General features: G+C 69.6%; 23 protein-coding genes, 1 tRNA gene and 1 pseudogene. 17 read left to right on the forward strand and 8 right to left on the reverse strand.

Going from position 1 to position 24,705, the window contains the following annotated elements:
• Positions 1-43: 43 nt before the first annotated feature.
• The 13 genes from QBL25_RS24365 (at position 44) to QBL25_RS24425 (ending at position 12,237) form a co-directional block, all read left to right on the forward strand.
• Positions 44-433 (forward strand): NADH-quinone oxidoreductase subunit A, encoded by a 390-nt coding sequence (locus QBL25_RS24365; RefSeq protein ID WP_409059127.1) that lies wholly within the window; start codon positions 44-46, stop codon positions 431-433.
• The gene (locus tag QBL25_RS24370; RefSeq protein ID WP_409059128.1) at positions 424-1,107 is read left to right on the forward strand and encodes an NADH-quinone oxidoreductase subunit B; all 684 of its coding nucleotides are present in this window, start codon (positions 424-426) and stop codon (positions 1,105-1,107) included. The genes QBL25_RS24365 and QBL25_RS24370 overlap by 10 nt, the downstream gene beginning before the upstream one ends.
• The gene (locus QBL25_RS24375; protein WP_409059129.1) at positions 1,104-2,477 is read left to right on the forward strand and encodes an NADH-quinone oxidoreductase subunit C; all 1,374 of its coding nucleotides are present in this window, start codon (positions 1,104-1,106) and stop codon (positions 2,475-2,477) included. The genes QBL25_RS24370 and QBL25_RS24375 overlap by 4 nt, the downstream gene beginning before the upstream one ends.
• The gene (locus tag QBL25_RS24380) at positions 2,474-3,442 is read left to right on the forward strand and encodes a complex I subunit 1/NuoH family protein (protein ID WP_409059130.1); all 969 of its coding nucleotides are present in this window, start codon (positions 2,474-2,476) and stop codon (positions 3,440-3,442) included. The genes QBL25_RS24375 and QBL25_RS24380 overlap by 4 nt, the downstream gene beginning before the upstream one ends.
• On the forward strand, positions 3,443-4,072 hold the full coding sequence (locus QBL25_RS24385) for a NuoI/complex I 23 kDa subunit family protein (protein WP_409059131.1): 630 nt from the start codon (positions 3,443-3,445) through the stop codon (positions 4,070-4,072).
• Complete coding sequence (locus QBL25_RS24390; protein ID WP_409059132.1) at positions 4,069-4,734, forward strand: NADH-quinone oxidoreductase subunit J; 666 nt, start codon at positions 4,069-4,071, stop codon at positions 4,732-4,734. Before QBL25_RS24385 ends, QBL25_RS24390 begins: the two co-directional genes overlap by 4 nt.
• Entirely contained in the window at positions 4,734-5,159 is a 426-nt protein-coding gene (nuoK, locus tag QBL25_RS24395; RefSeq protein ID WP_409059133.1) for an NADH-quinone oxidoreductase subunit NuoK, read from the forward strand. The genes QBL25_RS24390 and nuoK overlap by 1 nt, the downstream gene beginning before the upstream one ends.
• Complete coding sequence (locus tag QBL25_RS24400) at positions 5,156-7,189, forward strand: NADH-quinone oxidoreductase subunit L (RefSeq protein WP_409059134.1); 2,034 nt, start codon at positions 5,156-5,158, stop codon at positions 7,187-7,189. The genes nuoK and QBL25_RS24400 overlap by 4 nt, the downstream gene beginning before the upstream one ends.
• A gap of 6 nt (positions 7,190-7,195) precedes the next feature.
• A complete protein-coding gene (locus QBL25_RS24405; RefSeq protein WP_409059135.1) occupies positions 7,196-8,794 on the forward strand; it encodes an NADH-quinone oxidoreductase subunit M in 1,599 nt (532 codons plus the stop codon).
• Positions 8,791-10,329, forward strand: coding sequence for an NADH-quinone oxidoreductase subunit N (locus QBL25_RS24410; protein ID WP_409059136.1), 1,539 nt, complete (start codon positions 8,791-8,793; stop codon positions 10,327-10,329). The genes QBL25_RS24405 and QBL25_RS24410 overlap by 4 nt, the downstream gene beginning before the upstream one ends.
• Before the next feature lie 265 nt (positions 10,330-10,594).
• The gene (gene htpX, locus QBL25_RS24415; RefSeq protein ID WP_409059137.1) at positions 10,595-11,458 is read left to right on the forward strand and encodes a zinc metalloprotease HtpX; all 864 of its coding nucleotides are present in this window, start codon (positions 10,595-10,597) and stop codon (positions 11,456-11,458) included.
• A complete protein-coding gene (locus tag QBL25_RS24420) occupies positions 11,455-11,847 on the forward strand; it encodes a YccF domain-containing protein (protein ID WP_409059138.1) in 393 nt (130 codons plus the stop codon). The genes htpX and QBL25_RS24420 overlap by 4 nt, the downstream gene beginning before the upstream one ends.
• Before the next feature lie 123 nt (positions 11,848-11,970).
• A complete protein-coding gene (locus tag QBL25_RS24425; RefSeq protein ID WP_409059139.1) occupies positions 11,971-12,237 on the forward strand; it encodes a GlsB/YeaQ/YmgE family stress response membrane protein in 267 nt (88 codons plus the stop codon).
• Between the two features lie 138 nt (positions 12,238-12,375).
• Here QBL25_RS24425 and QBL25_RS24430 read toward each other — a convergent pair whose 3' ends face one another.
• Positions 12,376-12,864 (reverse strand): YajQ family cyclic di-GMP-binding protein, encoded by a 489-nt coding sequence (locus QBL25_RS24430; RefSeq protein WP_055564526.1) that lies wholly within the window; start codon positions 12,862-12,864, stop codon positions 12,376-12,378.
• 113 nt (positions 12,865-12,977) lie between these two features.
• On the opposite strand from QBL25_RS24430, the gene QBL25_RS24435 reads away from it, so the two are divergent.
• A tRNA-OTHER gene (locus QBL25_RS24435) sits at positions 12,978-13,112 on the forward strand.
• Between the two features lie 171 nt (positions 13,113-13,283).
• On the opposite strand, the pseudogene QBL25_RS24440 reads toward QBL25_RS24435, so the two are convergent.
• Both QBL25_RS24440 and QBL25_RS24445 read right to left on the reverse strand, forming a co-directional pair.
• Positions 13,284-14,656: pseudogene (locus tag QBL25_RS24440) on the reverse strand (tyrosine-type recombinase/integrase).
• A 55-nt stretch (positions 14,657-14,711) separates the two neighbouring features.
• Positions 14,712-14,900, reverse strand: a complete 189-nt coding sequence (locus QBL25_RS24445; RefSeq protein WP_409059140.1) for a helix-turn-helix transcriptional regulator — start codon at positions 14,898-14,900, stop codon at positions 14,712-14,714.
• 111 nt (positions 14,901-15,011) lie between these two features.
• Between QBL25_RS24445 and QBL25_RS24450 the strand changes: the two genes are divergently transcribed.
• On the forward strand, positions 15,012-15,557 hold the full coding sequence (locus QBL25_RS24450) for a protein NO VEIN domain-containing protein (protein WP_409059141.1): 546 nt from the start codon (positions 15,012-15,014) through the stop codon (positions 15,555-15,557).
• Between the two features lie 52 nt (positions 15,558-15,609).
• On the opposite strand, the gene QBL25_RS24455 is transcribed toward QBL25_RS24450, so the two are convergent.
• From QBL25_RS24455 to QBL25_RS24475, 5 genes are read right to left on the reverse strand one after another with little or no spacing between them, the layout of a single operon-like run.
• Positions 15,610-16,380, reverse strand: a complete 771-nt coding sequence (locus QBL25_RS24455) for a DUF6339 family protein (RefSeq protein WP_409059142.1) — start codon at positions 16,378-16,380, stop codon at positions 15,610-15,612.
• Positions 16,377-17,297 (reverse strand): hypothetical protein, encoded by a 921-nt coding sequence (locus tag QBL25_RS24460; RefSeq protein ID WP_409059143.1) that lies wholly within the window; start codon positions 17,295-17,297, stop codon positions 16,377-16,379. Before QBL25_RS24460 ends, QBL25_RS24455 begins: the two co-directional genes overlap by 4 nt.
• The gene (locus tag QBL25_RS24465) at positions 17,297-19,135 is read right to left on the reverse strand and encodes a hypothetical protein (RefSeq protein WP_409059144.1); all 1,839 of its coding nucleotides are present in this window, start codon (positions 19,133-19,135) and stop codon (positions 17,297-17,299) included. Before QBL25_RS24465 ends, QBL25_RS24460 begins: the two co-directional genes overlap by 1 nt.
• Positions 19,132-20,148: a PD-(D/E)XK motif protein gene (locus tag QBL25_RS24470; RefSeq protein WP_409059145.1), complete on the reverse strand. Its 1,017-nt coding sequence runs from the start codon at positions 20,146-20,148 to the stop codon at positions 19,132-19,134. The genes QBL25_RS24465 and QBL25_RS24470 overlap by 4 nt, the downstream gene beginning before the upstream one ends.
• Positions 20,145-22,727 (reverse strand): Z1 domain-containing protein, encoded by a 2,583-nt coding sequence (locus tag QBL25_RS24475; protein WP_409059146.1) that lies wholly within the window; start codon positions 22,725-22,727, stop codon positions 20,145-20,147. Before QBL25_RS24475 ends, QBL25_RS24470 begins: the two co-directional genes overlap by 4 nt.
• A 261-nt stretch (positions 22,728-22,988) precedes the next feature.
• Here QBL25_RS24475 and QBL25_RS24480 point away from each other — a divergent pair, with 261 nt between their 5' ends.
• Positions 22,989-23,654: a hypothetical protein gene (locus QBL25_RS24480; RefSeq protein ID WP_409059147.1), complete on the forward strand. Its 666-nt coding sequence runs from the start codon at positions 22,989-22,991 to the stop codon at positions 23,652-23,654.
• Positions 23,655-24,306: 652 nt separating this feature from the next.
• Complete coding sequence (locus tag QBL25_RS24485; RefSeq protein ID WP_409059148.1) at positions 24,307-24,672, forward strand: hypothetical protein; 366 nt, start codon at positions 24,307-24,309, stop codon at positions 24,670-24,672.
• The last annotated feature ends 33 nt before the right edge of the window (positions 24,673-24,705 follow it).

The following is a 24,705-nucleotide window of genomic DNA, read 5'->3' on the forward strand; positions in this document are numbered from 1 at the left end:
TGACCGCGAAGCGCTCAAGGAGTTCAGGGAGTGAGGGGCTGACGTGCACGTGACGAATGTCGCGGCGAGCTACTACCAGTCGTACTCCGTCGTCGGACTGCTCGCCCTCGTCGGCGTGCTGTTCGTCGCCGTCGCCTTCGGCGCGGGGCGGCTGCTGCGGCCCGTCGTGCCGACACCCGAGAAGCTCCTGACGTACGAGTGCGGCGTCGACCCGGTGGGCGAGGGCTGGGCCCACACCCAGGTCCGCTACTACGTCTACGCGTTCCTCTACGTCATCTTCGCCGTCGACTCGATCTTCCTCTTTCCCTGGGCGACGGTCTTCGCCGCGCCCGGCTACGGTGCGACGACGCTGGTGGAGATGTTCGTCTTCCTCGGCTTCCTGACCGTGGGCCTGCTGTACGCATACAAGAAGGGCGTCCTCACATGGACGTGACCCCCGCTTCCGCTTCCGCTTCCGTCCCCGCCTCCGGCCCCGCTGCCGCCTCCGCCTCCGTGGATCTGCCGGAGCCGGTGCTGCGTTCCGAGCCGCAGAAGCTCGGCGTGCTCTCACGTCTGGCTCCCGAGCCGATGAAGGTGGTCCTCAACTGGGGCCGCCGGTACTCGCTGTGGGTCTTCAACTTCGGCCTGGCCTGCTGCGCCATCGAGTTCATCGCCGCCTCCATGGCCCGGCACGACTTCATCCGGCTCGGTGTGATCCCCTTCGCGCCGGGGCCGCGCCAGGCCGACCTGATGGTCGTCTCCGGCACGGTCACGGACAAGATGGCCCCGGCCGTGAAGCGCCTGTACGAGCAGATGCCCGAGCCGAAGTACGTCATCTCGTTCGGTGCATGCTCCAACTGCGGCGGCCCGTACTGGGATTCGTACGCGGTGACCAAGGGCGTCGACCAGATCATCCCGGTCGACGTCTACGTCCCCGGCTGCCCGCCCCGGCCCGAGGCGCTGCTCCAGGGCATCCTCAAGCTCCAGGAGAAGATCGCGGCGGAGTCGCTGGGCGAGCGGTACGGCAACGGCGACGGCAAGCGGCCTTCGGCGGCGGCTCTCCGGAGCGGGCTCGTGAAGCCGCCGGCGGCGCAGGACGCCCCGGCGCCGGGGGAGGGGAAGGCATGACCGGCTGGCTGCCGAGCCCCGTCGAGGAGCTCTTCGGCGCGGACGCCACGGCGGACGAGTCGTACGACCTCCTCACGGTCGACGTTCCGCCCGGCTCCTGGATCGCCGCGCTGGAAACCGCGCGCACGACCCTGACCTGCACTTACTTCGACTGGCTGAGCGCCGTCGACGAACCGGGCACCGGCTTCCACGTCTCGGCCCACGTCGTCGCCCTGGCTCCCGTACGCCGCCTCCTCATCCGTACGACCGTTCCGCACGAGGCCCCGGTCCTGCCGACCGCGGTCGACGTCTACGCGGGCGCGGCGTGGCACGAGCGCGAGACGCACGAGATGTTCGGCGTCGCTTTCGAGGGTCACCCGCACCTGGTGCCGCTGCTGCTGCCGGACACCTTCGAGGGGCACCCCCTGCGCAAGGACTTCGTCCTGGCGGCCCGGGTCGCCAAGGCATGGCCCGGCGCGAAGGAGCCGGGGGAGTCGGAGCACGGCGGTCCCAAGCGCCGCCAGATGCTGCCTCCCGGCGTGCCCGACCCGAACGAATGGGGCCCCCTGAAGGGCCAACTCCCCGCGGCCCCGGCCCGCCCGGCCCGCGGCGCCGCCCGCGCGGCGGGTGACCGCCCCGTACGCCGGGCGCGCACGGCGGGCGAGGGCTCGGCCAGCCAGGCGCCCGCCGCCCCGACGGAGACCCCGGCCCCCCGCCGGGCCCGCAGCGCCGGCCAGGGCTCGGCATCCCAACGCCCCCAGGCAGAGCCGTCACCGCAAGCGAAGCCGCCGGGGGAGCCAAAGCCTGGCGTGCCCCCTGAGGCTGCGACCCCGGCGCCGAAGCCGGACGTAACCCCTGGGGCTGCGGCCTCGGAGTCGAAGCCCGGCGTGACCCCTGGGGCTGCGGCCCCGGAGCCGAAGCCGGACGTGACCCCGGAGGCTGCGGCCCCGGCCTCGGCTCCCGCGGCGAAGCCCGAAGCCCCGGCCCCCAGCTCCGACGCCCCCTGGCACCAGGCCCGCCCGGCGTTCGACCCGGCGGAGAAAACGACGGCCGCGGCGAAGGAGTCGACGGCCCCGGCAGAGGAAACGACGGCCACGGCGAAGGAATCGACAGCCCCGGCGAAGGAAACGACTGCCTCGGACCCGGCATCAGCCAAGGACTCCTCCGCAGCCAAGCCGGACGCCGACGCCACCAAGCCCGACCCAGCCGGGCCCGGCCCCACCAAGCCCGACCCAGCCGAACCCGACGCCACCAAGCCCGACCCAGCCGGACCCGCCCCCACCAAGCCCCACCCGGCCGAACCAGGCGCCACCCCCGCCGACCTCGCCACCCCCACCGACCCCGCCGACCCCGCCACCCCCGACGATGACCGCTCAGGAGGCTCGGAGTGACCGACGTGCTTGACGTCGCCCTGCGGCTCCTCATCGTCTTCGCCGTCTTCCTCGTCCTGCCGCTGGTCGTCGGCCAGACCGAGCACAAGGTGATGGCCCACATGCAGGGCCGCCTCGGCCCCATGTACGCCGGCGGATTCCACGGCTGGGCCCAGCTCGTCGCCGACGGGGTCAAGTTCGCGCAGAAGGAAGACGTCGTACCGGCCGACGCCGACCGCCGCATCTTCCAGCTCGCCCCGGCCATCGCCCTCCTGCCGTACCTCCTGGTCCTCATCGCCATCCCCATTGGCCCGAGCGAAGGCGCCGTCGGCCAGCTCGTCGACGCCGGCATCTTCTTCGTCCTCGCGGTCATGGGCGTCGGCGTACTCGGCTCGCTCATGGCGGGCTGGGCCAGCGCCAACAAGTTCTCGCTCCTCGGCGGCCTGCGCACCGCCGCCCAGCTCCTGGCGTACGAACTCCCGATGCTGCTCGCCGCGGCCTCGGTCGCGATGGCGGCCGGGACGGTCTCGCTGCCCGGCATCCTGAACGCCTTCGAGTGGTGGTGGCTGCCCTGGCAGATCGTCGGCGCCCTCGTCTTCTTCGTCGCGGGCCTCGCCGAACTCCAGCGCCCGCCCTTCGACATGCCGGTCGCCGACTCGGAGATCATCTTCGGCGCGTACACCGAGTACACGGGCCTGCGCTTCGCCCTCTTCCTGCTCGCCGAGTACGCCGGAATCGTCGTCCTCTGCGGCCTCACCACCGTCCTCTTCCTCGGCGGCTGGCACGGCCCGTGGGGCGCCGACGGCCTCGGCTGGGTCTGGACCCTGCTCAAGACGGGCCTGCTCGCCTTCGTCGTGATCTGGCTCCGCGTCAGTTACCCCCGTCTCCGCGAGGACCAGCTCCAGAAGCTCTCCTGGACCCTCCTCGTCCCGCTCGCCCTCGCGCAGATCGCGCTCACCGGAATCGTGAAGGTGGCGATCAACTAAATGGCCGCGTCTCACCCGCCCACCCGGTCACGGATCCCCGGTTCCGGTCTGGCCAAGGGCCTCGCCGTCACCCTCCGCACGATGACGAAGAAGACCGTCACCGAGCAGTACCCGGAGCACCAGCCCGAACTCCCGCCCCGCACCCGGGGCGTCATCGGGCTCTTCGAGGAGAACTGCACGGTCTGCATGCTCTGCGCCCGTGAGTGCCCGGACTGGTGCATCTACATCGACTCCCACAAGGAGACGGTCCCGCCGGCCGTCGAGGGCGGCCGCGAGCGCAGCCGCAACGTCCTCGACCGTTTCGCCATCGACTTCTCCCTCTGCATGTACTGCGGCATCTGCATCGAGGTCTGCCCTTTCGACGCACTGTTCTGGTCCCCGGAGTTCGAGTACGCCGAGACCGACATCCACGAGCTCACCCACGAGCGCGACAAGCTCCGCGACTGGATGTGGACGGTCCCGGCCCCGCCCGCCCTGGACCCCGCGGCCGAGGAGCCCAAGGAGATCGCCACCGCCCGCAAGGCGGCGGAGAAACTCGCGGCGGCCCAGGAGGCAGCCGCAGCCGAAGCCGCCGCAGCCGAAGCCGCCCGGGAAGAGGCGGCCGCCCGGGAACCGGAGGGAGACGCGTGACCCTCGCAGCCACCGCCCCCCTGGCGGCCAACGCCCCCCAGGGCTTCCTCTCCCCGACCGGAGTGGAGATCGCCTTCCTCCTGGTCGGCCTCGTCACCCTCGGCTCGGCGATCGTCACCGTCACCACCAAGCAGCTCGTGCACGCCGCCCTGTGGCTCGTGGCGACCCTCGGCGGCCTGGCCGTCGAGTACCTCCTGCTCACCGCCGAGTTCATCGCCTGGGTGCAGGTACTGATCTACGTCGGTTCCGTCGTCGTCCTCCTCCTCTTCGGCCTGATGCTGACGCGGGCCCCCATCGGCCGCTCCCCGGACGCCGATTCGGGCAACCGCCCGGTCGCCCTCGCGGTGGCCGTCCTCGCCGCGGCCGCCCTGGTCTGGGTCGTCGTCGACGCCTTCCGGACGACCTGGATCGACCTCGACCGCGCCGCCGACGAGGCCCAGGGCTCCACCGCGGTGACCGGGAAGTTCCTCTTCCAGCACTGGGTGCTGCCCTTCGAGGCCCTCTCGGTCCTGCTGCTCGCCGCCCTGGTCGGCGCGATCGTCCTCTCCCGCAGGAACGCCCGCATGACCCGCCTGAACGGCGCCCCCGGCGACACCTCCACCCCCGGCGCCCCCGGCGACACCCCCACCCTCGGTGCCCCCGGCGAGAAGGAGCAGCGCTGATGCACCTCGCCTATCCCGCCGTCCTGGCCGTCCTCCTCTTCTGCGTGGGCCTGTACGGAGTGCTCGCCCGCCGCAACGCGATCCTGGTCCTGATGTCCGTCGAGCTCATGCTCAACGCGGTCAACCTCAACCTGGTCGCCTTCGACGTCTGGCTCCGCGACGCCCTCCACTCCGGCCAGGCCCTGACCCTCTTCACCATCGCCATCGCCGCGGCGGAGATCGGCATCGGCCTCGCGATCGTCCTGGCGGTCTACCGCAACCGCGGCTCCTCCGCCGTCGACGACCTTCGCGACACCGCCGAAGGCCCCGGCCCCGACGACGGCGACGACGATGACGACACCGAGGGCGCGGCCACCGAAGAGCCCGCCCCGGCACAGGAGCCGCAGACGCCGACGGCGTCGCAGAAGGCTGAGGCCACCGCGTGACCACGACCACCCTCGCCGTACTCGTCCCCCTCCTGCCGTTCCTCGGCGCGGTCGCCGGCCTGCTGCTCGGCCGCACCGTCCCCGGTCTCGTACGCCCCCTCGCGGTGCTGCCCACCCTGGTGGCGCTGGTCCTCGCCGTCCTGGTCGCCGCCCGCCACGGCGGCGGCGCCGACATCGACTCCGCCACCGAGCTCACCCCGACCGGCTCGGTCCCCGTCGAACTCGCCCTGCACGTCGACGGCTTCGCCGCCCTCGTCGCCGTCCTGGTCGGCGTCGTCGCCTCCTGCGTGCAGATCTACTCGACGGGCTATCTGCGCGACGACCCGCGCTACCCCTCGTACGCCGCTCTCGTCTCCCTCTTCACCTCCGCGATGCTGCTCGTCGTCTACTCCGGCGACCTGATGGTGCTCCTGGTCGGCTGGGAGATCATGGGCATCTGCTCGTACTTCCTCGTCGGCCACTACTGGGAGACGCCCGAAGCCCGCGCCGCCTCCCTCAAGGCCTTTCTGGTCACCAAGCTCGGCGACGTCCCCTTCCTCATCGGCCTGTTCGCGCTCGCCGTCGACACCGGTTCGTTCCGCATCACGACGATCCTCGGGAAGGTCGCCGTCGGCGGCCTCGACCACCCGACGCTGATCGCCCTGCTGCTCCTGGCCGGTGTGGCGGGCAAGTCGGCGCAGTTCCCGCTGCACACCTGGCTGCCCGACGCGATGGCGGGCCCCACGCCCGTCTCCGCGCTCATCCACGCCGCGACGATGGTCGCCGCCGGTGTCTACTTCGTGGCCCGGCTCCTCCCGGTCTTCGCCGCCTCGTCGGCGGCCCTGGTGGTCCTCGCCGTCATGGCCGCCGTCACGATGGCCGGCTCGGCCCTCGCGGCGCTCGCCCAGGACGACATCAAACGCGTCCTCGCCTACTCGACGATCGGCCAGCTCGGCTATCTGACCGGCGCCCTCGCCGTCGGCGACCGCGGTGCCGCCGTCTTCCACCTCCTGTCGCACGGCGCCTTCAAGGCGCTCCTCTTCCTCGGCGCGGGCGTGATCATCCACGCCGCCGGCACCAACTCGCTCGCCGCGATGTCCCGCATGAAGGGCCTGCGCGACCGCGTCCCCGACGCCTTCTGGACGATGACCGTGGCGCTCCTCGCGCTCGCCGCGATCCCGCCCTTCAGCGGCTTCTTCTCCAAGGAGGCCGTCCTGGGCGCCGCCGAGCACGCGGCCACGGGCCACTCCGAGACCGCCCCCGTCTCGGCGGGCTGGATCGTCCTGATCGCCGGTCTGCTCACCGCCCTCCTCACCGCCGCCTACGCGACGCGTCTGTGGCTGCTCGCCTTCAACGGCCGGGGCCCCGAAGCCCCCGACCTTTCCCAAGCTCTCAACTCCGTTCGAGCAGGGGAGACCCCAACCAGGGAGCCCGTCACGATGACCGCCGTGCTCTGGGTGCTCGCCGTCCCCTCACTCGCCTTCGGCCTCACCGTCGGCCACCTGCCGGACTGGTTCGACGGCCACGCGCTCACCCCGACCCTCACCACCTCCGTCCTGGGCACGGGCCTCGCACTCGTCGGCGGACTGGTCACGTACGGAGCGTGGCGCCACACCACGGCGCTCGCCGCCCGCCACCCGATGGGCGCGGTCGCCGCCGACGCGGGAGCCGACGGAGGAGTCGTCGAGGCCGAGGCCATCGCCACGCACACCCCTGCCTACGGAGACGTGGCCGCCGCCCACGACCCGGCCGACCCCGGCCGCCTCCTGCTCGGCCCGCTGCACCGGCACGCCGCCGTCGGTTTCCACCTCGACGCCGTGTACGCCGCGCTGTTCGTGCGCCCCGTGCAGGCCGCCGCGCGCCTCGTCCGGTTCCTCGACCGCGAGGTCGTCGACACGTACGTACGCGGCGCGGGCACCGCACCCCGCTGGCTCGGCGCGGCCGTCCGCCGCGCGCAGACCGGCAACGTACAGACCTATCTGAGCGCGCTGCTCGCGGGCACCGTCGTCCTGGCCGTCGCCGCCGTCCTCGTCGCCACCGCCGGAGCGTGAGCAGCCGTGATCGATATCAGTGAATCCGTGATGCAGCTTCTTCTCGCGTTGATCGTGGTCGGCCCGCTCATCGGCGCCGTGGCCGCCCTGCTGCCGGCCCCGCCCGGACTGAAGGGGAAGTCGCCCGACCAGGCCGTGCTCCGCCACGGCGTGGTCGTGACCGGCGCGGTCCTCGTCGCCGCGCTCGTCCTCACCCTCGGCTTCGACCATGACCACCCGTCAAAGATGCAGGCCACGACCGACATCAGCTGGATCCCCGCACTCGACGTGCGCATCCATCTCGGCATCGACGGCATCTCGCTCCCCCTTCTGGTCCTGACCGCGCTCCTGACCTTCCTCTGCGCGCTGTACTCCTACTTCAAAATGCCGGCCGGGCCGTCCCCCAAGGCATTCGTCGCGCTGATCCTCGTGCTCGAGTCCGGCACCCTCGCGACCTTCGCCGTCCTCGATCTGCTGCTGTTCTTCCTGGCGTTCGAGATGGTCCTCATCCCGATGTACTTCCTCATCGCCCGCTGGGGCGGCGCCGAACGCACGCAGGCCGCCTGGAAGTTCATCCTCTACACGCTGCTCGGCTCCGTCGTGATGCTGCTCGGTCTCCTCCTCATCGGCCTCAAGTCCGGCACTTTCGACATGGTGGCACTCGCCACTGACAACGGCCCTCGGCTGAGCACGTCCGTGCAGGTCATCGCCGTTCTGGCGATCGGGATCGGGCTCGCGGTCAAGACGCCGATGTGGCCGCTGCACAGCTGGCTGCCGGACGCGCACACCGCCGCGCCCACCGTCGGCTCGGTCCTGCTGGCCGGCGTGCTGCTGAAGATGGGCACGTACGGCTTCGTCCGGATCCTGCTGCCGATCGCACCCGACGGGATGCACACCTTCGCGCCGTACCTCGCGGCCTTCGCGGTCGTCGGGATCATCTACGGATCGCTCGCCTGCCTCGCCCTCGCCAAACAGGGCGCGAAGGGCGACCTCAAGCGCCTCATCGCGTACTCGTCCGTGGGCCACATGGGCTTCGTGCTCCTCGGCATCTCGACGATGAGCCCGACCGGCGTGAACGGCGCGCTGTTCGCGAACATCGCGCACGGCCTCATCACCGGCCTGCTGTTCTTCCTCGTCGGCGCGCTGAAGGACCGCACCGGCACCAGCGACCTCGACACCCTCGCGCAGGAGTCCGGCGCCGCCCTCTACGGCAAGGCGCCCCGCCTCGGCGGTCTCCTCGCGTTCGGCGCGGTCGCCTCGCTCGGCCTGCCGGGCCTTGCCGGGTTCTGGGGCGAGATGCTCGCCCTGTTCGGCGCGTTCAAGCCCGCCGACGGCCTCAGCCGCCCGGCCTTCCTCACCTTCATGGCGATCGCCGCCTTCGGCACCCTGCTCACCGCCGCGTACATGCTCGTCGTCGTACGCCGTGTCTGCATGGGGCCGGTGGCTCAGGGGTCCCGGGGCGCCGCCGCGACCGAAACCCCGGCACTCGCCGACGTCCAGGGCTATGAGTTCGCCGCCTGGACCCCGCTCGTCGCCCTCACCGTCCTCGCCGGACTCTGGCCCGCCGCTCTGCTCGGCCTCACCGACCCGGCCGTGCAGCAGCTCCTCTCAGGAGGCAAGTCGTGACCGTGGCCGCCGAAAGCGCCGCCCGTCTCGTCCAGTCCGTCGACTGGATCGCGATCGCCCCGCCCACCATCGCGGCGGTCGTCGGTCTCCTCGTGCTCGTCGCCGACCTCTTCGTGGGCGACGACAAGAAGGCGCTGCTCGGCTGGGTGTCCGTGGCGGGGCTCGTGGTCGCCGCGCTCTTCCTGCTGCCGATCGTGGACGACGAACGCTCGACGTTCTGCCTGACCGGCGGCGCGGAGGCGTGCAGCTACACCGCCGACCGCTTCACGCTCGTCGTCCAACTGCTCGTCCTCGGCGGCGCCCTGCTGGCCGCGCTCCTTTCGATGAGCGCGCTCAAGGACGCGAACGGCACGGAGAAGGAACTCCCCGAAGGGGAGTTCTGGTTCCTGCTGCTCTCCTCCGCCGCGGGCGCCGCGCTGCTGCCCGCCTCCCGTGACCTGGCGACCCTCGTCGTCGCCCTGGAAGTCGCCTCGCTGCCCGCCTTCGCCCTCGTCGGCCTGCGGCACGGCGACAAGCGGTCCTCCGAGGCGGCCCTGAAGTTCTTCCTGTCCTCCGTCACCGCGACCGCCGTGACCCTGATGGGCATCAGCTTCGTGTACGCCGCGACCGGCACCCTGCACCTCACGGAGATCGCCGAGGAGCTGCGGCACGTCGACGGGCAGCTGGACACCCTCGCCCAGACCGGCGTCGTCCTCACCCTCGTCGGCTTCGCCTTCAAGGTGGCCGCCGTGCCCTTCCACTTCTGGGTGCCCGACACCTACGTGGGAGCCCCGCTGCCGATCGCCGCGTATCTCTCCGTCGTCGGCAAGGCGGTCGGCTTCACCGGCCTGATCCTCGTCACCGTCGTCGCCTTCCCCTCGTACGCGGACGTGTGGGGCCCGGCCCTGGCCGTGCTCGCCGCGCTCACCATGACCGCGGGCAACGTGGCGGCGCTGCGCCAGCAGGCCACGCGCGCGTACAGCGCGGTCCGCCTGCTCGCCTGGTCCTCGGTCGGCCAGGCGGGATACCTCCTGGTGCCGATCGCCGCGGCCGGCTACGCCGACAACCCCGCGGAGGCCGAGAAGGCCGTCGGCTCCACCGTCGCGTACGCCCTGATGTACGCGGCCGTGAACCTGGGGGCCTTCGCCGTCGCCGCCCTGGTCGGCCGCACCGCGCGCCTGAACCGGGTCAGCGACTACCGCGGCCTGTACGCGAAGAGCCCTCTCGCGGCCCTGGTGCTCGGCTTCTTCCTGCTCTGCCTCGCGGGGCTGCCGCCGGGCATCATCGGCCTCTTCGCGAAGGTCACCGTCTTCTCGGCGGCGGTCGACGCGGGCCTCGGCTGGCTCGCCGTGGTGATGGCCGTGAACGTGGTGATCGCGCTCTTCTACTACCTCCAGTGGACCGCGCTGCTCTTCCGCGCCCCCGAGGGCGAACCGGTCAAGCACCGCGTTCCTGCCCCTCTCACGGCGGCCATCGCCCTGACCGCGGTCCTCGGCATCGCGCTCTCCGGGGCGCCGCAACTCGTCCTGCGGTTCTCCGACACCGGCCTCTTCTGACGGGACTCTGACGGGCCTCCGGCAGGACTCCGGCGGGCACCGGGCGGGAGGCCCGGCGGGAATCCGTCCGCGATCCGTCCGCGATCCGTCCGCGATCCGTCCTCCTACGGGCCGCCCGGGCGTCACCCGAGCGGCCCACACCGCTCCTGCGCGCACAAGGGAACTAGTGCTCCCCGCCTGGCGTTGACCAGTACGGGAGGGTCCACTGAAGAGTGGAAGCACCAGTAACCAGAGGGTTCCCCCAAGCACCACAGGAGGGCGTACCGTGCACCGTCGGCACAACGGGCTGAAGACCGCCGTACTCCTCGGGGGACTGTCCGCTCTCATCATCGTCATCGGCAGTTTCTTCGGACGTACGGGCTTGATCGTCGCGGTCTTCGTGGCCCTCGGCACCAACGCCTACGCGTACTGGAACAGCGACAAGCTGGCCCTGCGCGCCATGCGCGCCCGCCCGGTGAGCGAATTCGAGGCGCCCGAGCTGTACCGCATGGTCCGCGAACTCTCCACGCAGGCCCGCCAGCCCATGCCCCGGCTCTACATCTCGCCCACCGAGGCGCCGAACGCCTTCGCGACCGGCCGCAATCCGCGCAACGCCGCGGTGTGCTGCACCGACGGCATCCTGCGCCTCCTCGACGAGCGCGAGCTGCGGGGCGTCATCGGGCACGAGCTCAGCCACGTCTACAACCGTGACATCCTGATCTCGTCGGTCGCCGGCGCACTCGCCTCGGTGATCATGTTCCTGGTCAACTTCGCCTGGCTGATCCCGGTCGGCAGATCGAACGACAACGACGGACCGGGCATCTTCGGCATGCTGCTGATCATGCTCCTGGGCCCGCTGGCCGCCTCGGTCATCCAACTCGCGATCAGCCGCTCCAGGGAGTACGAGGCGGACGCCTCCGGCGCGCAGCTCACGGGGGACCCGCTGGCCCTCGCGAGCGCCCTGCGCAAACTGGACGCGGGCACGAAGCAACTGCCGCTGCCGCCCGAGCCGCGACTTGAGACGGCGAGTCACATGATGATTGCGAACCCTTTCCGTCCGGGGCAGGGCATGTCCAAGATGTTCTCCACGCATCCGCCGATGGCGGAGCGCATTGCCCGGCTCGAGCAGATGGCAGGTCGCAACCAGTGAAGACAATTCTGAACGTCATTTGGCTCGTCCTGTGCGGCTTCTGGATGTTCCTCGGCTATCTCCTGGCCGGGGTGCTCCTGTGCATCACGATCATCGGCATCCCCTTCGGGGTGGCCAGCTTCCGGATCGGCCGCTATGCCCTGTGGCCCTTCGGATACACGACGGTCGAGCGCCGCGACGCGGGCGCGCCCTCCTGCATCGTGAACGTCCTGTGGCTGATCCTCGCGGGCTGGTGGCTCGCCCTCGGCCACATCGTCACCGGTTTCCTCCTGTGCGTCACGATCATCGGCATCCCGCTGGGCATCGCCAACTTCAAGCTGATCCCGGTGTCGTTGATGCCGCTCGGCCGCGAAATCGTGCGTACGGACCAGCCGTTCGCCGCTCGCTAGCGCACCTCCCGGCCCCGGAGCCCCGGTTGTGGCATACGCCGCACCCCGCCGATCACCGCAACCACGCCCCACGCCCCTGGCGTCCTACAGGACATCAGCACGACAGAGGGGCAGGTTCACCGCATGGGCATCATCAGCTGGATCGTTCTGGGGCTCGTGGCCGGTGTCGTCGCCAAGATCCTGCTGCCCGGCCGTGACCCGGGCGGCTTCATCGGCACGACCCTCATCGGCATCGCGGGCGCCTTCATCGGCGGCTGGCTCTCCGCCCGGTACTTCGACCGCCCGATAGCCACCGACGTCTACGACGGAGCGACCTGGGCGGCGGCCGTCGGCGGCTCACTCGTCCTCCTCGTCGCCTACCGCATCCTCTTCGGCCACTCACGCCGCTGAGTCACGCGCGCCGCTGAGTCACGCACGCCGCCCAGGGCGGCGATCCCCCGATCTGCGGCCAGCAGCAAGGGCGGGCACCCCACGGGATGCCCGCCCTTCGGCGTCGTACGACAAACGATCACCAGTACGTGCTGGCGCCTACCGGTAGTTCACGAACTGCACGGCGAAGTCGAAGTCCTGCCCCTTGAGCAGCGCCTGCACGGCCTGGAGGTCGTCACGGCTCTTCGAGCTGACCCGCAGCTCGTCGCCCTGCACCTGCGCCTTGACGCCCTTGGGGCCCTCATCGCGGATGATCTTGGCAACCTTCTTCGCGTTCTCCTGGGAGATGCCCTCCTCGATCGACGCGAAGATCTTGTACTCCTTGCCGGACAGCTGCGGCTCACCCGCGTCCAGCGACTTCAGCGAGATGCCGCGCTTGATCAGCTTGGACTGGAAGATGTCGAGGATCGCCTTGACCCGCTCCTCGCCGTTCGCCTCCATCAGGATCTTCTCGCCGGACCAGGCGATGGAGGCGCCCGTGCCCTTGAAGTCGTAGCGCTGCGAAATCTCCTTGGCGGCCTGGTTGAGGGCGTTGTCGACCTCCTGCCGCTCGACCTTCGAGACGATGTCGAAACTGGAGTCGGCCATGTCCTGTGGCTCCTTGTATCGGGGTCTGCGTACTCAGCTGGTGCACGGCCTTCGATCCCTGGCCGCATCCGCAAAGCCTAGCCACCGCCCCCGCGCCGGGGGCCGATCAATCGGGTGGCGAAGCACCCCTGTCCATCAGGTATCGTTTACGTCGTTGCCACAGAGCACCGCCCCACAGGCGGACCGTTCCAGGCAGCGACCCAGGCGGTGTGGCTCAGCCTTCCCAGGTTCGAATCCTGGCGCCGCCACACTTGGGAAAAGCCCCTCCGAACTGCGGAAACGCAGGGCGGAGGGGTTTCCTTTTTTTCGAACGCTGATCTTCGGTGAGCCGTCGAAATGCGCGACTTGTCTCACCCTGTCTCGGGTGAATCCCAGGCGTGACCAGCGCGTGTCCCCCACCCGTCCCCCAGGGGACGGGCCTAGTCGTGCCACTCCCGGAGGCTGGCCTCGATCTGGACGTTGGCCCGGTCCGCAGCGCGCGCGAGCACCTTCGCGTAGACCCTGAGCAGCACCGCCACCGAGTGGCCCGCGCGACGGGCCACCTCCATCGGGTCCACTCCGCTGTAGAGCCAGAAGGAGACTCCCGCGGCCCGCAGGTCGTAGGGGCGCCGTGCTAGCGGTGACGTCACCTCCTCTGAGGTCAGCACCTCCGCGCGAGTCGCCGCCCAGACCTCCCCATAGCCTGTGTCTTGAATCACACCACCCCGGTTCGTACGGAACAGGCGTCCGTCGGGCGCGGCGCCGTACCGCTCGATGTGCCACCGCAGCATCGCCACGAAGTGTGGGGGATCGGCACCGCGCGGGTTTCCTTCACGGCTCTCGCCTTCAGGTGACGGGCCTGGTGGGCGTCTCCGGTGTCCGTCCAGTCGCGCCCTGCGTGGACGATTCCGCCGCGCAGCGTCAAAGTGCCCCACCCGCGCTTCGGGAGGTGGCATTGATTACGCTTCAGGGCCACAGCTTCGGCCGGCCGCATGGCGGCGTAGTAGAGACAGCCGAAGAACGCTTCCAAGTGGGCCCCGCGGTCTCCCTGGCCTCGAACCCCTGCGAGCAAGTTCCGTACCTGCTTTGGGTTCGCCACGCTCTCCAGATCCACCTCCTCTACGGATTTAGGCGGGGTCCACTTGACCGTGGCGAGCGGATTCACAGGGATGCTGAAGTATCGGCGCTCGACAGCGAGTCCGAGCACGTCACTGAGGCAGGCTCGTTTGCGGCGGGCCGTACGAGCGGCGGCGGACTTGCCGTTCATCAGCGTGGAGAGGGCATCGAGCGCCAGACGGAGCGTGGCGGGGTCCTCAAGCGCGGAGACGGGCAGAGAGTTCTTCTCGATCCACCGCAGCGCCGCCGCGATGTCCTCGGGAGGCTCCTGGTCCCACCGCCCCTTGTTGTAGGCCCAACCGTAAAGGGCAGCGCGGAGCGTTTTCGGGTGCGGTTGCCCGGCCGCGTTCTTCACCAGAGCCGGTGTGATGGTTGCGAGCGCATCAGCGTCATTGCGCCGCGATTTGGCGGGGAGCCCCTTCCACCGGCGGCCTACGTAGGCCCGAGTGTGCTCGTACCAGGTCACGGACCCGCTCAAGGCACGCAGCTCGGAGGCGGACAGCCCCGACTCCTCGTCGAACTGCTCGCCCTTCCGAAGGGCCGTCATCAGTTCCGAACGGCGACCGTCTGCCTGGGCTTTGACCGTGTAGCTCTTGGAATGCTTCTGCGCGCCCACCAGCCAACGAACGCGGTAGGGCTTCGGGCGGTCTCGCCGGGTCTCGATGGCGTAGATCCGAACATCAAAGGTGAGGGGCATGGTTCTCCAGGCAGCGAAAAGCCCGCCCCGGTCGGGCGGGCTAAGGCGGGCGGTGTCAGGCTGCGCGGTCCGCGCAGCTTTCCCACCAGGCGTCGAGATCGGCGCGGCTGACGCGGATCTGGCCGTTGGGGAGTTTGCTGAGCTTCGGGGCGTGTCCACGGGCGCGCATGCGGTAGAAAGCGGCTCGGCTCATGTCGATCTCTTCGAGAACTTCAGGGAGTTTGAGCATCTTGGGGCGTGCCACGGGAGCGACTTGGCCCCGCACATCCCGGGTGACCCAGCTCCCGAGGTACTGGAAGCCGAGCGCGCTGCCGCCTCCGTGGCGGGACGGCGTACCCGTAGGGCTGCGCGTCCCATGCGTTCCGGCCAGGGTTTTCGGCTCACCGCAGGGGAGCGGAGCGCGATCGAGCGGCACAGCGTGGCTGCGGCGACGGCGTACTTCGAGGCGCAGGGATGGAACGTTAAGGACGTCGGTAACCGGGAGTCCTTCGACCTTCTACTCACAAGGGGCGAACGACGGCTGCACGTCGAGGTCAAGGGAACGACTTCTGCCGGGCTGGAGGTGATTCTCACGCGCGCAGAGGTTGAAAAGCAGCGGAAGTACTACCCGGTCAACGCGTTGGTCGTCGTGCATTCGATCGAGTTGGACCGCACGGGGGAGGAGCCTGCGACATCTGGTGGCGTCCTCCATTGCACGTCACCGTGGGTTGTGGAGGACGTGGATCTCACGGTGATCTCTTACGCGTACCGAACGGGGGTTGGAAGTCCGCAGTCCAGTGAGGCGGCCAGGAATTCGGCCCTGGTTCCCCCCAGGCGTCCCCCCACAGCGGCTTGCACAGGAAGAGTCGCAGGTCACCGATGGCGGACGGAACCCACAGTAAGTCTGCCGATACTCCCTTGAGCAGCTCAGAGGGCTGGGCAGCCGATGCGGCAGTGGTTGTTGGCGGGTGGGGTCAGGGGCGGGTGCTGGCGTGTTGGAGGGCTTGGATGGATTGGGCGACGAGAGTGTGGATTCTGATTTGGATGACGGTTTCGTCGAGGGAGGTGAAGGAGGTGTAGGGCAGGAGGCGACGTAGCCGTTTGGTGGTGTCGCGGACGATGGCACGGCGGGGGACAGGCAAGGTGGTGAGATGGGGGGCGGTCAGTTCGCGGGCGAGGGCGCGGGCGAGGGGTGGTGTGCCGCCGATGGTGCGGCGTTCGAAGATCTGGTTGAGGTCAGACTCGGTAAGTCGGTCTAGCAGGTCGTAGTGGGTGACGCCGTCGCGGGTCTCGGCGAGGGCATGGGCCTGCCACCACAGGCGGGCGAGGGTGTGACGGACCAGGCCGGTGCCGATCCAGCGTTCGGGGGTGCGGGTACCAAAGCGCCAGGCGGTGACGTCGGGGACGAGGCAGGTGGCGAGGTAGGTCCACATGTCGCCTTGGCCGGCCTCAGAGGGGGTGATGTCCATCGTGGTGTGCAGGGCTTTAGCCGCGGCCCGATCGAAGAGGATCTTGTTGTGGTCGTCGGGTGGTGTGGGGTGACCGGCGTGCCGTGCGCAGTCGCGCAGGGTGTCGGCGAGATGGTCGAGGAGGGTTGAGGTGACGGGCGTGCCGCCGGTGGTGCCGTAGAAGGCGGTGGGGGAGTGACCGGCGTGGTTTCTGATGTCCTGTGGGGTCAGAGTCATGTAGTGGGCCAGGAGAGTCGTGGCCTCGGCGGGGGTGATCCGTGGATATAGCAGGCTCATGGCGTCTCCCGGCGCACTTGATGCTGGCGGCGCAGGGCGCCCTGCAGGGCGGCGGCGAAAACGGAGGGTTCGGCCTCGCGCCAGGTAGCCACGGTTTGCAGTGACGCGCCGTGGAACAGATTGGAGACCAATACCGTCAGGCTTTCGGCCAGGCTGCCAGGTTCGTCGGCCGCGTCGGTGACGGCGTCGCGCCAGGCGGGGCGCAGGCAGGCTTCCACCAGTTGGCGGGCGACGTCGTCGTACATCGTCTCGAGCAGACGGCGTTGCATCGAGGTGGGGGTTGCTGCCCGGGTGGCGGCGGCGACTAGCTCGGTGTCGGTCCGGTTGAGGTAGAGGCGGATGCCGCCGGTGACGGGGATGGCGGGGTCGTCGGGCAGGCCTAGCGCCCATCGGGCGTCCTCGTCGAAGCCGTGCAGCGAGAAGTCGATCACAGAGATCGGGAAGCGGGAAGCACTGCCCTCCAGGCGGACTTCTGAGCTCTGCTCGCACAGGATCTCCCCAGCGTGGTGGGGAGTGAAGGGAGGCGCCGCCTCGGGGCGGGGGACGTCGTCGGCGAGCACCAGGCGTGTGTGGATCACGAGGGTGCCGCCGAGGTCGGTGCCCGACAGTTTGATCTGTAGGGTCAGGGTCGTCGCGTCAACCACAAGGCGGCGGAACGCCGATCCCGTGTAGTGCGCGGCTGAGGAGTGCCAGTCGACGACCAGGGCAAGCGGGGTCTCGGCGGGCAACCTGCAGTCGGCCAGCGCCCGGGAGTGGTCGACGGTGACATGACGGGAAAGGGCCAGGTCGGCCTGGGGGTCCCAGTCCGGCAGCAGCACGGGCAGCTCGCGGGTGCCCTCGGCGTCGTCGATCTGCCAGGGTCCGCATGTCAGGACCTGAGGGGCGGGCTGCAGGAACGGCATGATGTCGTGTGCCATCAGCGGGCTCCTTCCTGCATGAGGTGCGCGCTGACGCGGACTCGTGTGGCGGCACCCGCGACTGGGCGCACCACCACCACCCAGTCGCGTCGGTCGGCAGCGGTGAGGTTCAGAACGTCACCCGCGCGCATCTCCGCCGCGTCGGGGCTGCGAAAGCCCACCACCTCCGGGCCGATCGCGCCGGCCGGTGGATCGTTCTCGCTGCCGTGGTCCAGGGCCACTGAAGCCATCGCCAGGACGCGGATGGGGGCGGCGGCCGAGGAGACGGTGATATCGGTGATGACGTAGAAGACGCCGTCGATCTCGACGAGTCGGGGCGGGGCGAGGGTGCGCAGTAGGCTGCCCGTTCCCCCGCCCCCTGGCCGCCCTGGGGCGGGGGGCAGATGGTCGGCGCCCTGGCCGGTGCTGGTGGGCACCAGGGAAGCGAAGCGGTGGGACAGGGCGCCCAACGGCGGTTGGGGGCCAGCGGCCGACACCCGTTCGGGTTCGGCGAGGGCGTACTCGCGCATGCGGTTATCGATCGTGCGCAGCGCCGAGCGCACCAGCTTCCTGGCGTCGGGGTCAGGCATGTTCTTGGGCACCCAGGCGTCGTGGGTGGGCGGCTCGGCGGCAGCGAAGGCGTCGTCCACCCCGACCGCGGTGCGGAAGACCGCGCCGTAGGAGACATCGCTGTCGGGGAGTTGGGGGCCCGGTCGGTAGTGCACCACCAGTCCCGCCTGCCGCATCAGGGCGCAGTGGTGCATGGGCCCCATGGTGGGGGCGGCGACGTCCGTCCAGTGCGGGCGCACCGGCGTCATGAATGCCTCGAGGGCGAAGCGGCCAAGGTCGACGGCTGGATTCCTGCTGCGCACGTGGCGCCCGTCGGTGTGGGCGCTGCGATGGGCGCGGATGAACGGCTGCAGCCGGGGGACCCGGCCCGGGTCGGGCAGGTCCAGCGGCCGGCCATCGACGCTGACGCGGCAGCGCATGCGCGCGGCGCCCGGGGCGTTGTCGATCAGCACGGGCCACAGCTCCCAGAGCATGGAGGAGCCGAGGAATTGGGCGGCTTCCTCCGTCGTGCGGGGGCGCTCGAGTTCGTCAGCCTCCACGGGGGCGCTCGAGCCGAGCCGGGCACCCACGATCACGATGTCGGTGCCTAGTTCGTCGCCAGCGCGCGCCGGCAGGCCCAGGGCGTCGGCGACGGCGTCGGCATCCTCGTCCAGCAGCGGGTCGGGGATGTTGTCCTCGGCGATGCATCCCCACCAGTGGCGGCCGGTGTAACAGCGCTCGTCGTGGTCGAAGCCGGTTCCCAGCGCGGCGGCGATCAGTCGGGTCTGGACGCGGCCCTGCCACCGGCATCGGGTGCGCACCAGGATGGTGCCAGCCGCGCTGGTGGTGAACAGCACGCCCTTGCCGAATCCGTACGTCCCCCCGCTGTGCGCACGGCGGTTGGTGCGGCCGATGTCGCGGACAAGTCCCACGAAGTCTGCACTGCCGTGGTACACGCGGTCGCCCCGCAGTGGGCCGCCCAGACCACCGGTGCCGCGGTCGCTGATTGTCAGCAGCACAGTGTCAGGGTCGTGCAGCACTGCAGCCAGGCCCAGCGACGCATCGTCGCCGAACACCGGCAACAGGGCGTCGATCCAGGGTGCCAGACCGGACTTGCCCGGTCGGGCAAGCGCGAGATCGAAACCGACCTCCCCGGTGCCCAGGCGGGCGTCCCAGGTGTTTTGCGCGGCCTCTCGCACCAGGACCTGCAGGGGATCCAGGTCGGGGCGGCCGAGCTGTTTGCGGATGCCCTCCGCATCGGAGGCACCCTCAGGGGCGGAGGGCTGGGGCCACCACCGGGGAGCATTCACGGCGTCGACCGCCCCTCGAGCCGGGCCACGACCTGTTCGTGGTCGAGGGCGTCGGGCAGGCGATCAGCCACGTCCAGGGTGTAGCGGACGGCGTCGATGCCGGGTGGCAGGGGGCCGCGGAGGCCAGCCGGTGTCAGGGCAGGGAAGCCAGCGTCGACGGCGAGCCCGAGCAGCCGAGGCCGGCCGTAGCGCGCGGCGGCGTACAGATCCGCGTCCGCCGTACTGTATCCGGCCCTGGCCAACTGCTCGATCACGCCGCGGGAGTCGGCGGCCGCGGCCACCACACGCTCGGCGAGCTCGGGCAGCGACGTACCGGACGCGTCCTCGACCAGGCGGACCAGGACCAGCGTCAACCGGCCGCCGGGCGGAGGGGCCAGCTGGTCCAGACCGTGGATCTCCACCGTGGAGCCGCCCCGACCCAGCGTCTTGACCTCAACATCCCAAGTGCCGGGAAGGCGGAAGTCGTGGGGCAGCCGGTCGGGCCCGGTCCAGATCTGAGTGGGCCGCAGGAACGCATCGCCGTGCAGGACGTGCTCCAGAACGGTCAACTCTCCAAACAAACCGCGCTGTTCGGAGATCGCCAACCGCCCTCCGCGGCCCTGGAACATCTCCCGCCAGGCGTCCAGGGTCTGCCGGCAGGTCTGCGCGGGAGCGCCGCCGTCCTCGGCCAGGCGCTGCAGGACCTCGCTGACCACGTCGTCGAAGAGGTCGCCCAGGTCCGTGCGGTGGCAGACCAGGTCCGCGTAGTGCTGCATCCGGCCCTCGACCCGCAGACTGTCCCGCTTGAGCCGCACGTGCGCCGAGCGCAGGTCCTCGTGGACCTCCTCCGGGCGGGTGACGGGCAGCAGCAGATGGCGATCCCCCCGGGCGTCCAGTCCCACCTGTACCTCGCCTGCCGTCACGGCCAGGCCGATCGGCGCCATCGTCATGTGCTCGCCAGCTATCCGCCTGGCCCCCACCACCGGCCAGGTGAATCGCAGCTCGCGCCGCCAGTCGGTGTCCGCGCCGCTCATGCGTCATCCGCCTCGTCGTCGAGGGCGTGGGCCTGGTCGTCGTACTCCGCGTCGTCGACCGCCTGGTGGTCGACGCCCACCTGCACGTACCGGTTGGGGACGGTGTCCTTGGAGTTGCCCGGGAAGACGAAGGCGGCGCCGACGACGTGCTCGACGGCCTGAAGCGGCCGACGGGTGTCCCGGTTGGCCTCGTCGGGCGGGGAGTCCTTGGCGATCGGATACAGCAGGAGCAGACCCCGATCCTGGAAGTCCGGGTGGTCGTTGCGCAGCGCCACGAGGCCCGCCTCGGACCGGCGGCGCGCCTCGGCCGCGGGCACGTCCATGTCGACGACCCGGTGCTCCTTCGTCATCAGCGTCTTGATGTCGGCCTTCGCACCGCCGCTGTCCTTCAACTTGGACCGGTTGATGGTGCCGACCCGCACGCGCTCGTCGAGCTCCACCACGTGCCGGGCGTCCGCGGCGGGGCCGCCCATGACGGCGACGGTCCAACTGAGCAGGCTTTGCGGCGAACGCCGGTTCTCGGTCTCAATATAAGCGCGGATCAGACGCGGCTCAAGGTCCGGCGAGTCCTCGTGCACTCGATAGCTCTCCAGGAAGTGCAGGACGTGACGCACGTCCACGTCGCGCAAAAGCACCTCCCCGGTGCCGCGGTCGTCCAGCGCCGCGCCGTCGCGGAGCGCGTCGCCGACCAGGGTGCGAGCCGCGCGCAAGTTGCCGGACAGCCACTCCCGCTCGTCCTCGGGGAAGTAGCGGGTCTGCACCCGGCGGCCGCCGTAGGAGGCGTATGCCGTCCGGGCCCGCCCCATCTTCGCCGTCACGTTCAACACCGGGTGCGTGCGGATGCGCACCCCCACCTCGCCGGGCGGGATGTCGTCCTCCTCATAACGCCTGATGTCCAGGCGGATTTCGTGCTCGACCGTCGCCAGATGCCGGAAGTACTCCTTGAGCTGCTGCGTCATCCAGATCCGGGGCAGGTCCTCGTAGCCGGGACGGAACCCGAACCAGCGGCCCATCTGCAGCAGCGTGTCGTAGGTGCGGGCCGAACGGACGAAGAAGCTCACCACCAGACCCTCGAGAGTCAAGCCCCGCGAGAGGGTGTTGCCACCCACCGCAATCGCCACCACCGGCTCGGGCCCGGAGTAGTCCAATCGGTCGCGGCTGCGGTGGTTGTCGAGGACTACATCGGTCTGCGCCACGACGCCGGACAGGTGCTCGCGCAGTTCGTTGAAGGGGACGAAACGATTGCCGAACTGAGCGGCGGGAACCTTGCGGCTCTCCTCCTCCCACTGCTGGCGCAACCGCCCCACCACCTCCTCGTCGTCCTGCTCCAAGGCGTCGATCATGGCCTGCCGCATCCGCTCCAGCGGCTCCCGGTAGGCCTCGTGCACCACCGTCTGCATGCTGGGATGCACGAGCATGGTGGAGTGCTCGTTGTCCCCGCGGCAGCGGCGGGCCGCGGTCGCCAGCCAGAAGTAGTGCACCGCCGCGGTCAGTTCGTCGGTCATGGTCGGGGCGAAGCCGGCGGTGTCTGCCCGCCGGCGCGGCCGCAGCCGTTCGACCGTGGCGGCGGGAACGATGCGGATCATGTCGTGGCCGTCGAGATCACTGCCCGTCGCCTCTCCCTCGACCGCCTCCCGGCCGAAGATCTTCTCGGCGCCGAAATATCCGTCCGGCTGCGGCAGGCTGAGGATGAACGTCTCCGGGTACAGATCACCGGCCGAGGGGTCGATGAGCACGTTGGCGAAGGGGGTGGCGGTGTAGCCCAGGTAGGTCCGCTTGTCGAACAGGTCGAGCAACTGGCGGATCTGCGGATTGATGATGGGGGTATCCACGCTCGCTTGGTCGGCCTCGTCGTCGATGATCAGCACCGGCAGGTCGGCGAACGTCCCGGCCTTGACCGCAGGCCTGAGCCACTCGATCAACCGCTGCAGCCGTTTGTGGTTCTTCTTAACCACGCACAGGGTCACTCCGGTGCCGCTTTGATGCAGATACGCGGCCGCCTTGGAGTTCTGCTCCTCGAAGTCCGCCTCCGCGGACGTCAGGGTGAACCACCCGTCGTCCTTGCGGGCCAATAGTTGCTCGGCCAACCGCTCCTGGGTCTGCCGGCGCAACCCGTTGTGGATGCCGGACAGCACAATGATCAACCGGTACCCCACGTCGGCCGCCTTCGCGATCACCGCCGTGTAGTTCGTCGTCTTTCCCGACTGCACGTGCCCAACGACCAAACCCTTCGTCAAGAACGTCGCGTGCGAGGGGTCGTTGGTGTACGCGATGATCTTCGAGGACGCCTCGTCCAGCACCTCCAAGCGATCCGTGGGCCAGCCGTCCTGTCGCAGGAACTCGGCGTATGGCACCCAATACGGATCGTCCGCCAACGGCCCCGGATACCAGGGCTTCATCCCTGGTGCGGCAAGGATCTTCGGCGGGTAACCCACCCGGACCGATTCCGCACGCCTTTGAAACTCCCGGACGTAGCCCTCGATCTCGTCCGGGTCGAACCGCTTCTGGAACTTGAGCACCGTCTGCTCCAGACCATTGCGCTGAGCCTGAGCTGCAAAGACGTCGAAGAAGTCATCCACGGACCCGACTCTAGGGCAACCTACTGACACACAGGCGCACTTGGGGCACTCCAGGCACTCGGGGCGTTTCCCGAACAGGACGGCGCTCGGGTCGGCGCGTGCCATGTGCCGCGGCGTCCGTCCGGGCCGACGGCTGGTAGGGGGCAGTGGCGGGATGGCAGGGTGTGAAAGTGGTGTTGGGTTGCGGCTCTCTCAAGACAGTCATCAATCAGTGAAAGGTCTACGCTGCGGTGTGTGGATGATCTCTTGAGGCAAGTCCCCATGAGTGATCAGGTACATGAGGACGCCTTTCGCGCCTGGCGATCGTCGCTGACGACTCTGCTCGGGGATGCCTCGCTGCTGGCGCGGTGGCAGGAGCGCCGGTATCAGTTCGCTCACCGAGTGGGGGTCCTCCTGACCGAGGCGCATGCAGAAAGCTCTGTCACGGTGGGCCCCGTGCTCTATGGAGTGTTCGCGTCAGGAGCAGGGCTCTGCTACGTAGGGCAGACGCAGGAGGCGGAGCGTCGCCTGCGGGACCTTCCAGTGGGCGAGAGCCATCACCTGGCCAACACGGTGCCTCCTGAGGTCTGGGAGAGGGTGGTGGTGATCCGATGGCCACTGCTGCTCTGCGAGGCGCCGGCGTCCGAGCAGGTGGAGGTCGAAGCGATGAGTTCCGCGGTCTGCGGCCTTGCGCTGGAGCACACGCTCCAAGTGGCGACAACTCCTCCGTTGAACAGCCGCCGACGGCGAACTTCCGGCGACTGGCAGCCGCGGAATCTCACGCGAAGCCGTTCCCGCGGTGCCAACCATTCGCAGCGGATACCGGAGCTCAGTCGACTCACTCTCGCTGCCTGGAAGGCTCTCTCGGAAGTGGAACTGCCGAAGGGGGCGGCAATGGTCGCTTCCGCGGTTGGCCGGGTGGTGTTCCCCTCGGCCTTGCATCTGTAGCGTGGCACGTGAGGAGCGGGCCCGATGACGCGTCGAAGCAACTGGCAGCGCGTTCGTTCCCTCATGTGCCCCCAGCGAGGGCATTTCCATAGGAACCCGCAGGTGGACGAGATTGCACTCGGCCCGCTGTAAATTGGCGCGGCGGCTAACGGTGGGCCCTGGTGTCCGGACGGCTCGCTTAGGGCGAAACGTGCCCTGTGGTGCATGGCTTCCACCACCTTAATGCCAGCGCAGCTACCCTTCGCGGCCTGACCCGCGCCCAGCCGTGACGAGTCCTGTGCGCGCTGAGCGACACCGACCGAGTCTGGGGGCCAGTGAGGCCGGGCCCCAGAACTTGCTGGCCTCATCAACAAGAGCGAGTACCTGCCACACGGGGGCGGACAGCTGTCAGGCGCCGTTCCGGTCTGATGTCCACGGCTCTACTTCTCTCCCTTCGGAATGACGCCGACCTTGAGCGCGCGTTGTGCTGCGGGCCAGCCTCCGATGACGCCGCAGCTCGCGAAGCGGCGACGTCCGACGAGTTTTGTCGACCGCCGGATGTTGAACCTGCCGCCCCGCCTAGCCTTGAGTCATGACGCATGGCCACGACTTCATGCCCCAGCCCCCGCCTGCTGCCCCAGGTGTTCTCCGACTCCGCCTTGATCCTGCCGCCATGTTCGACCAGGTCAAGCTGCGAGCGACGCCGGGCCTTGCCCGCGAACTTCTGGCAGAGCTGGAAGCACAAGGGGCAGATGCCAGCTACGGAGCAGAGTTCAGTATCGACTCTGGGCAACTTCTCATCGTTGCGCTGATGATGCGTGACAGCGGCGCCTGGATGACTTTGCGGACTGCCATCGAGGCTGTCGCCAACCGTCACCAAGGCGCCCGGATCCGTGTCGAGCTGGGAGACCGCACAGTCGAAATCGAGGGCAAGAGCGCGTCCGACATGGAGGCTCTGTTGCGACAGACGCGCGAGCTGTTCGAAGCAGATGCTGAGCGGTGGCGACAGAGTCGCAGCAGCGGAGAAGACGAGGTGTAGGCCGGTACCGGACGCGCCACAGCTTGAGCGATT

This window comes from Streptomyces sp. SYP-A7185, from assembly GCF_046103685.1.
In the GTDB taxonomy this organism is placed as follows: Bacteria; Actinomycetota; Actinomycetes; order Streptomycetales; family Streptomycetaceae; genus Streptomyces.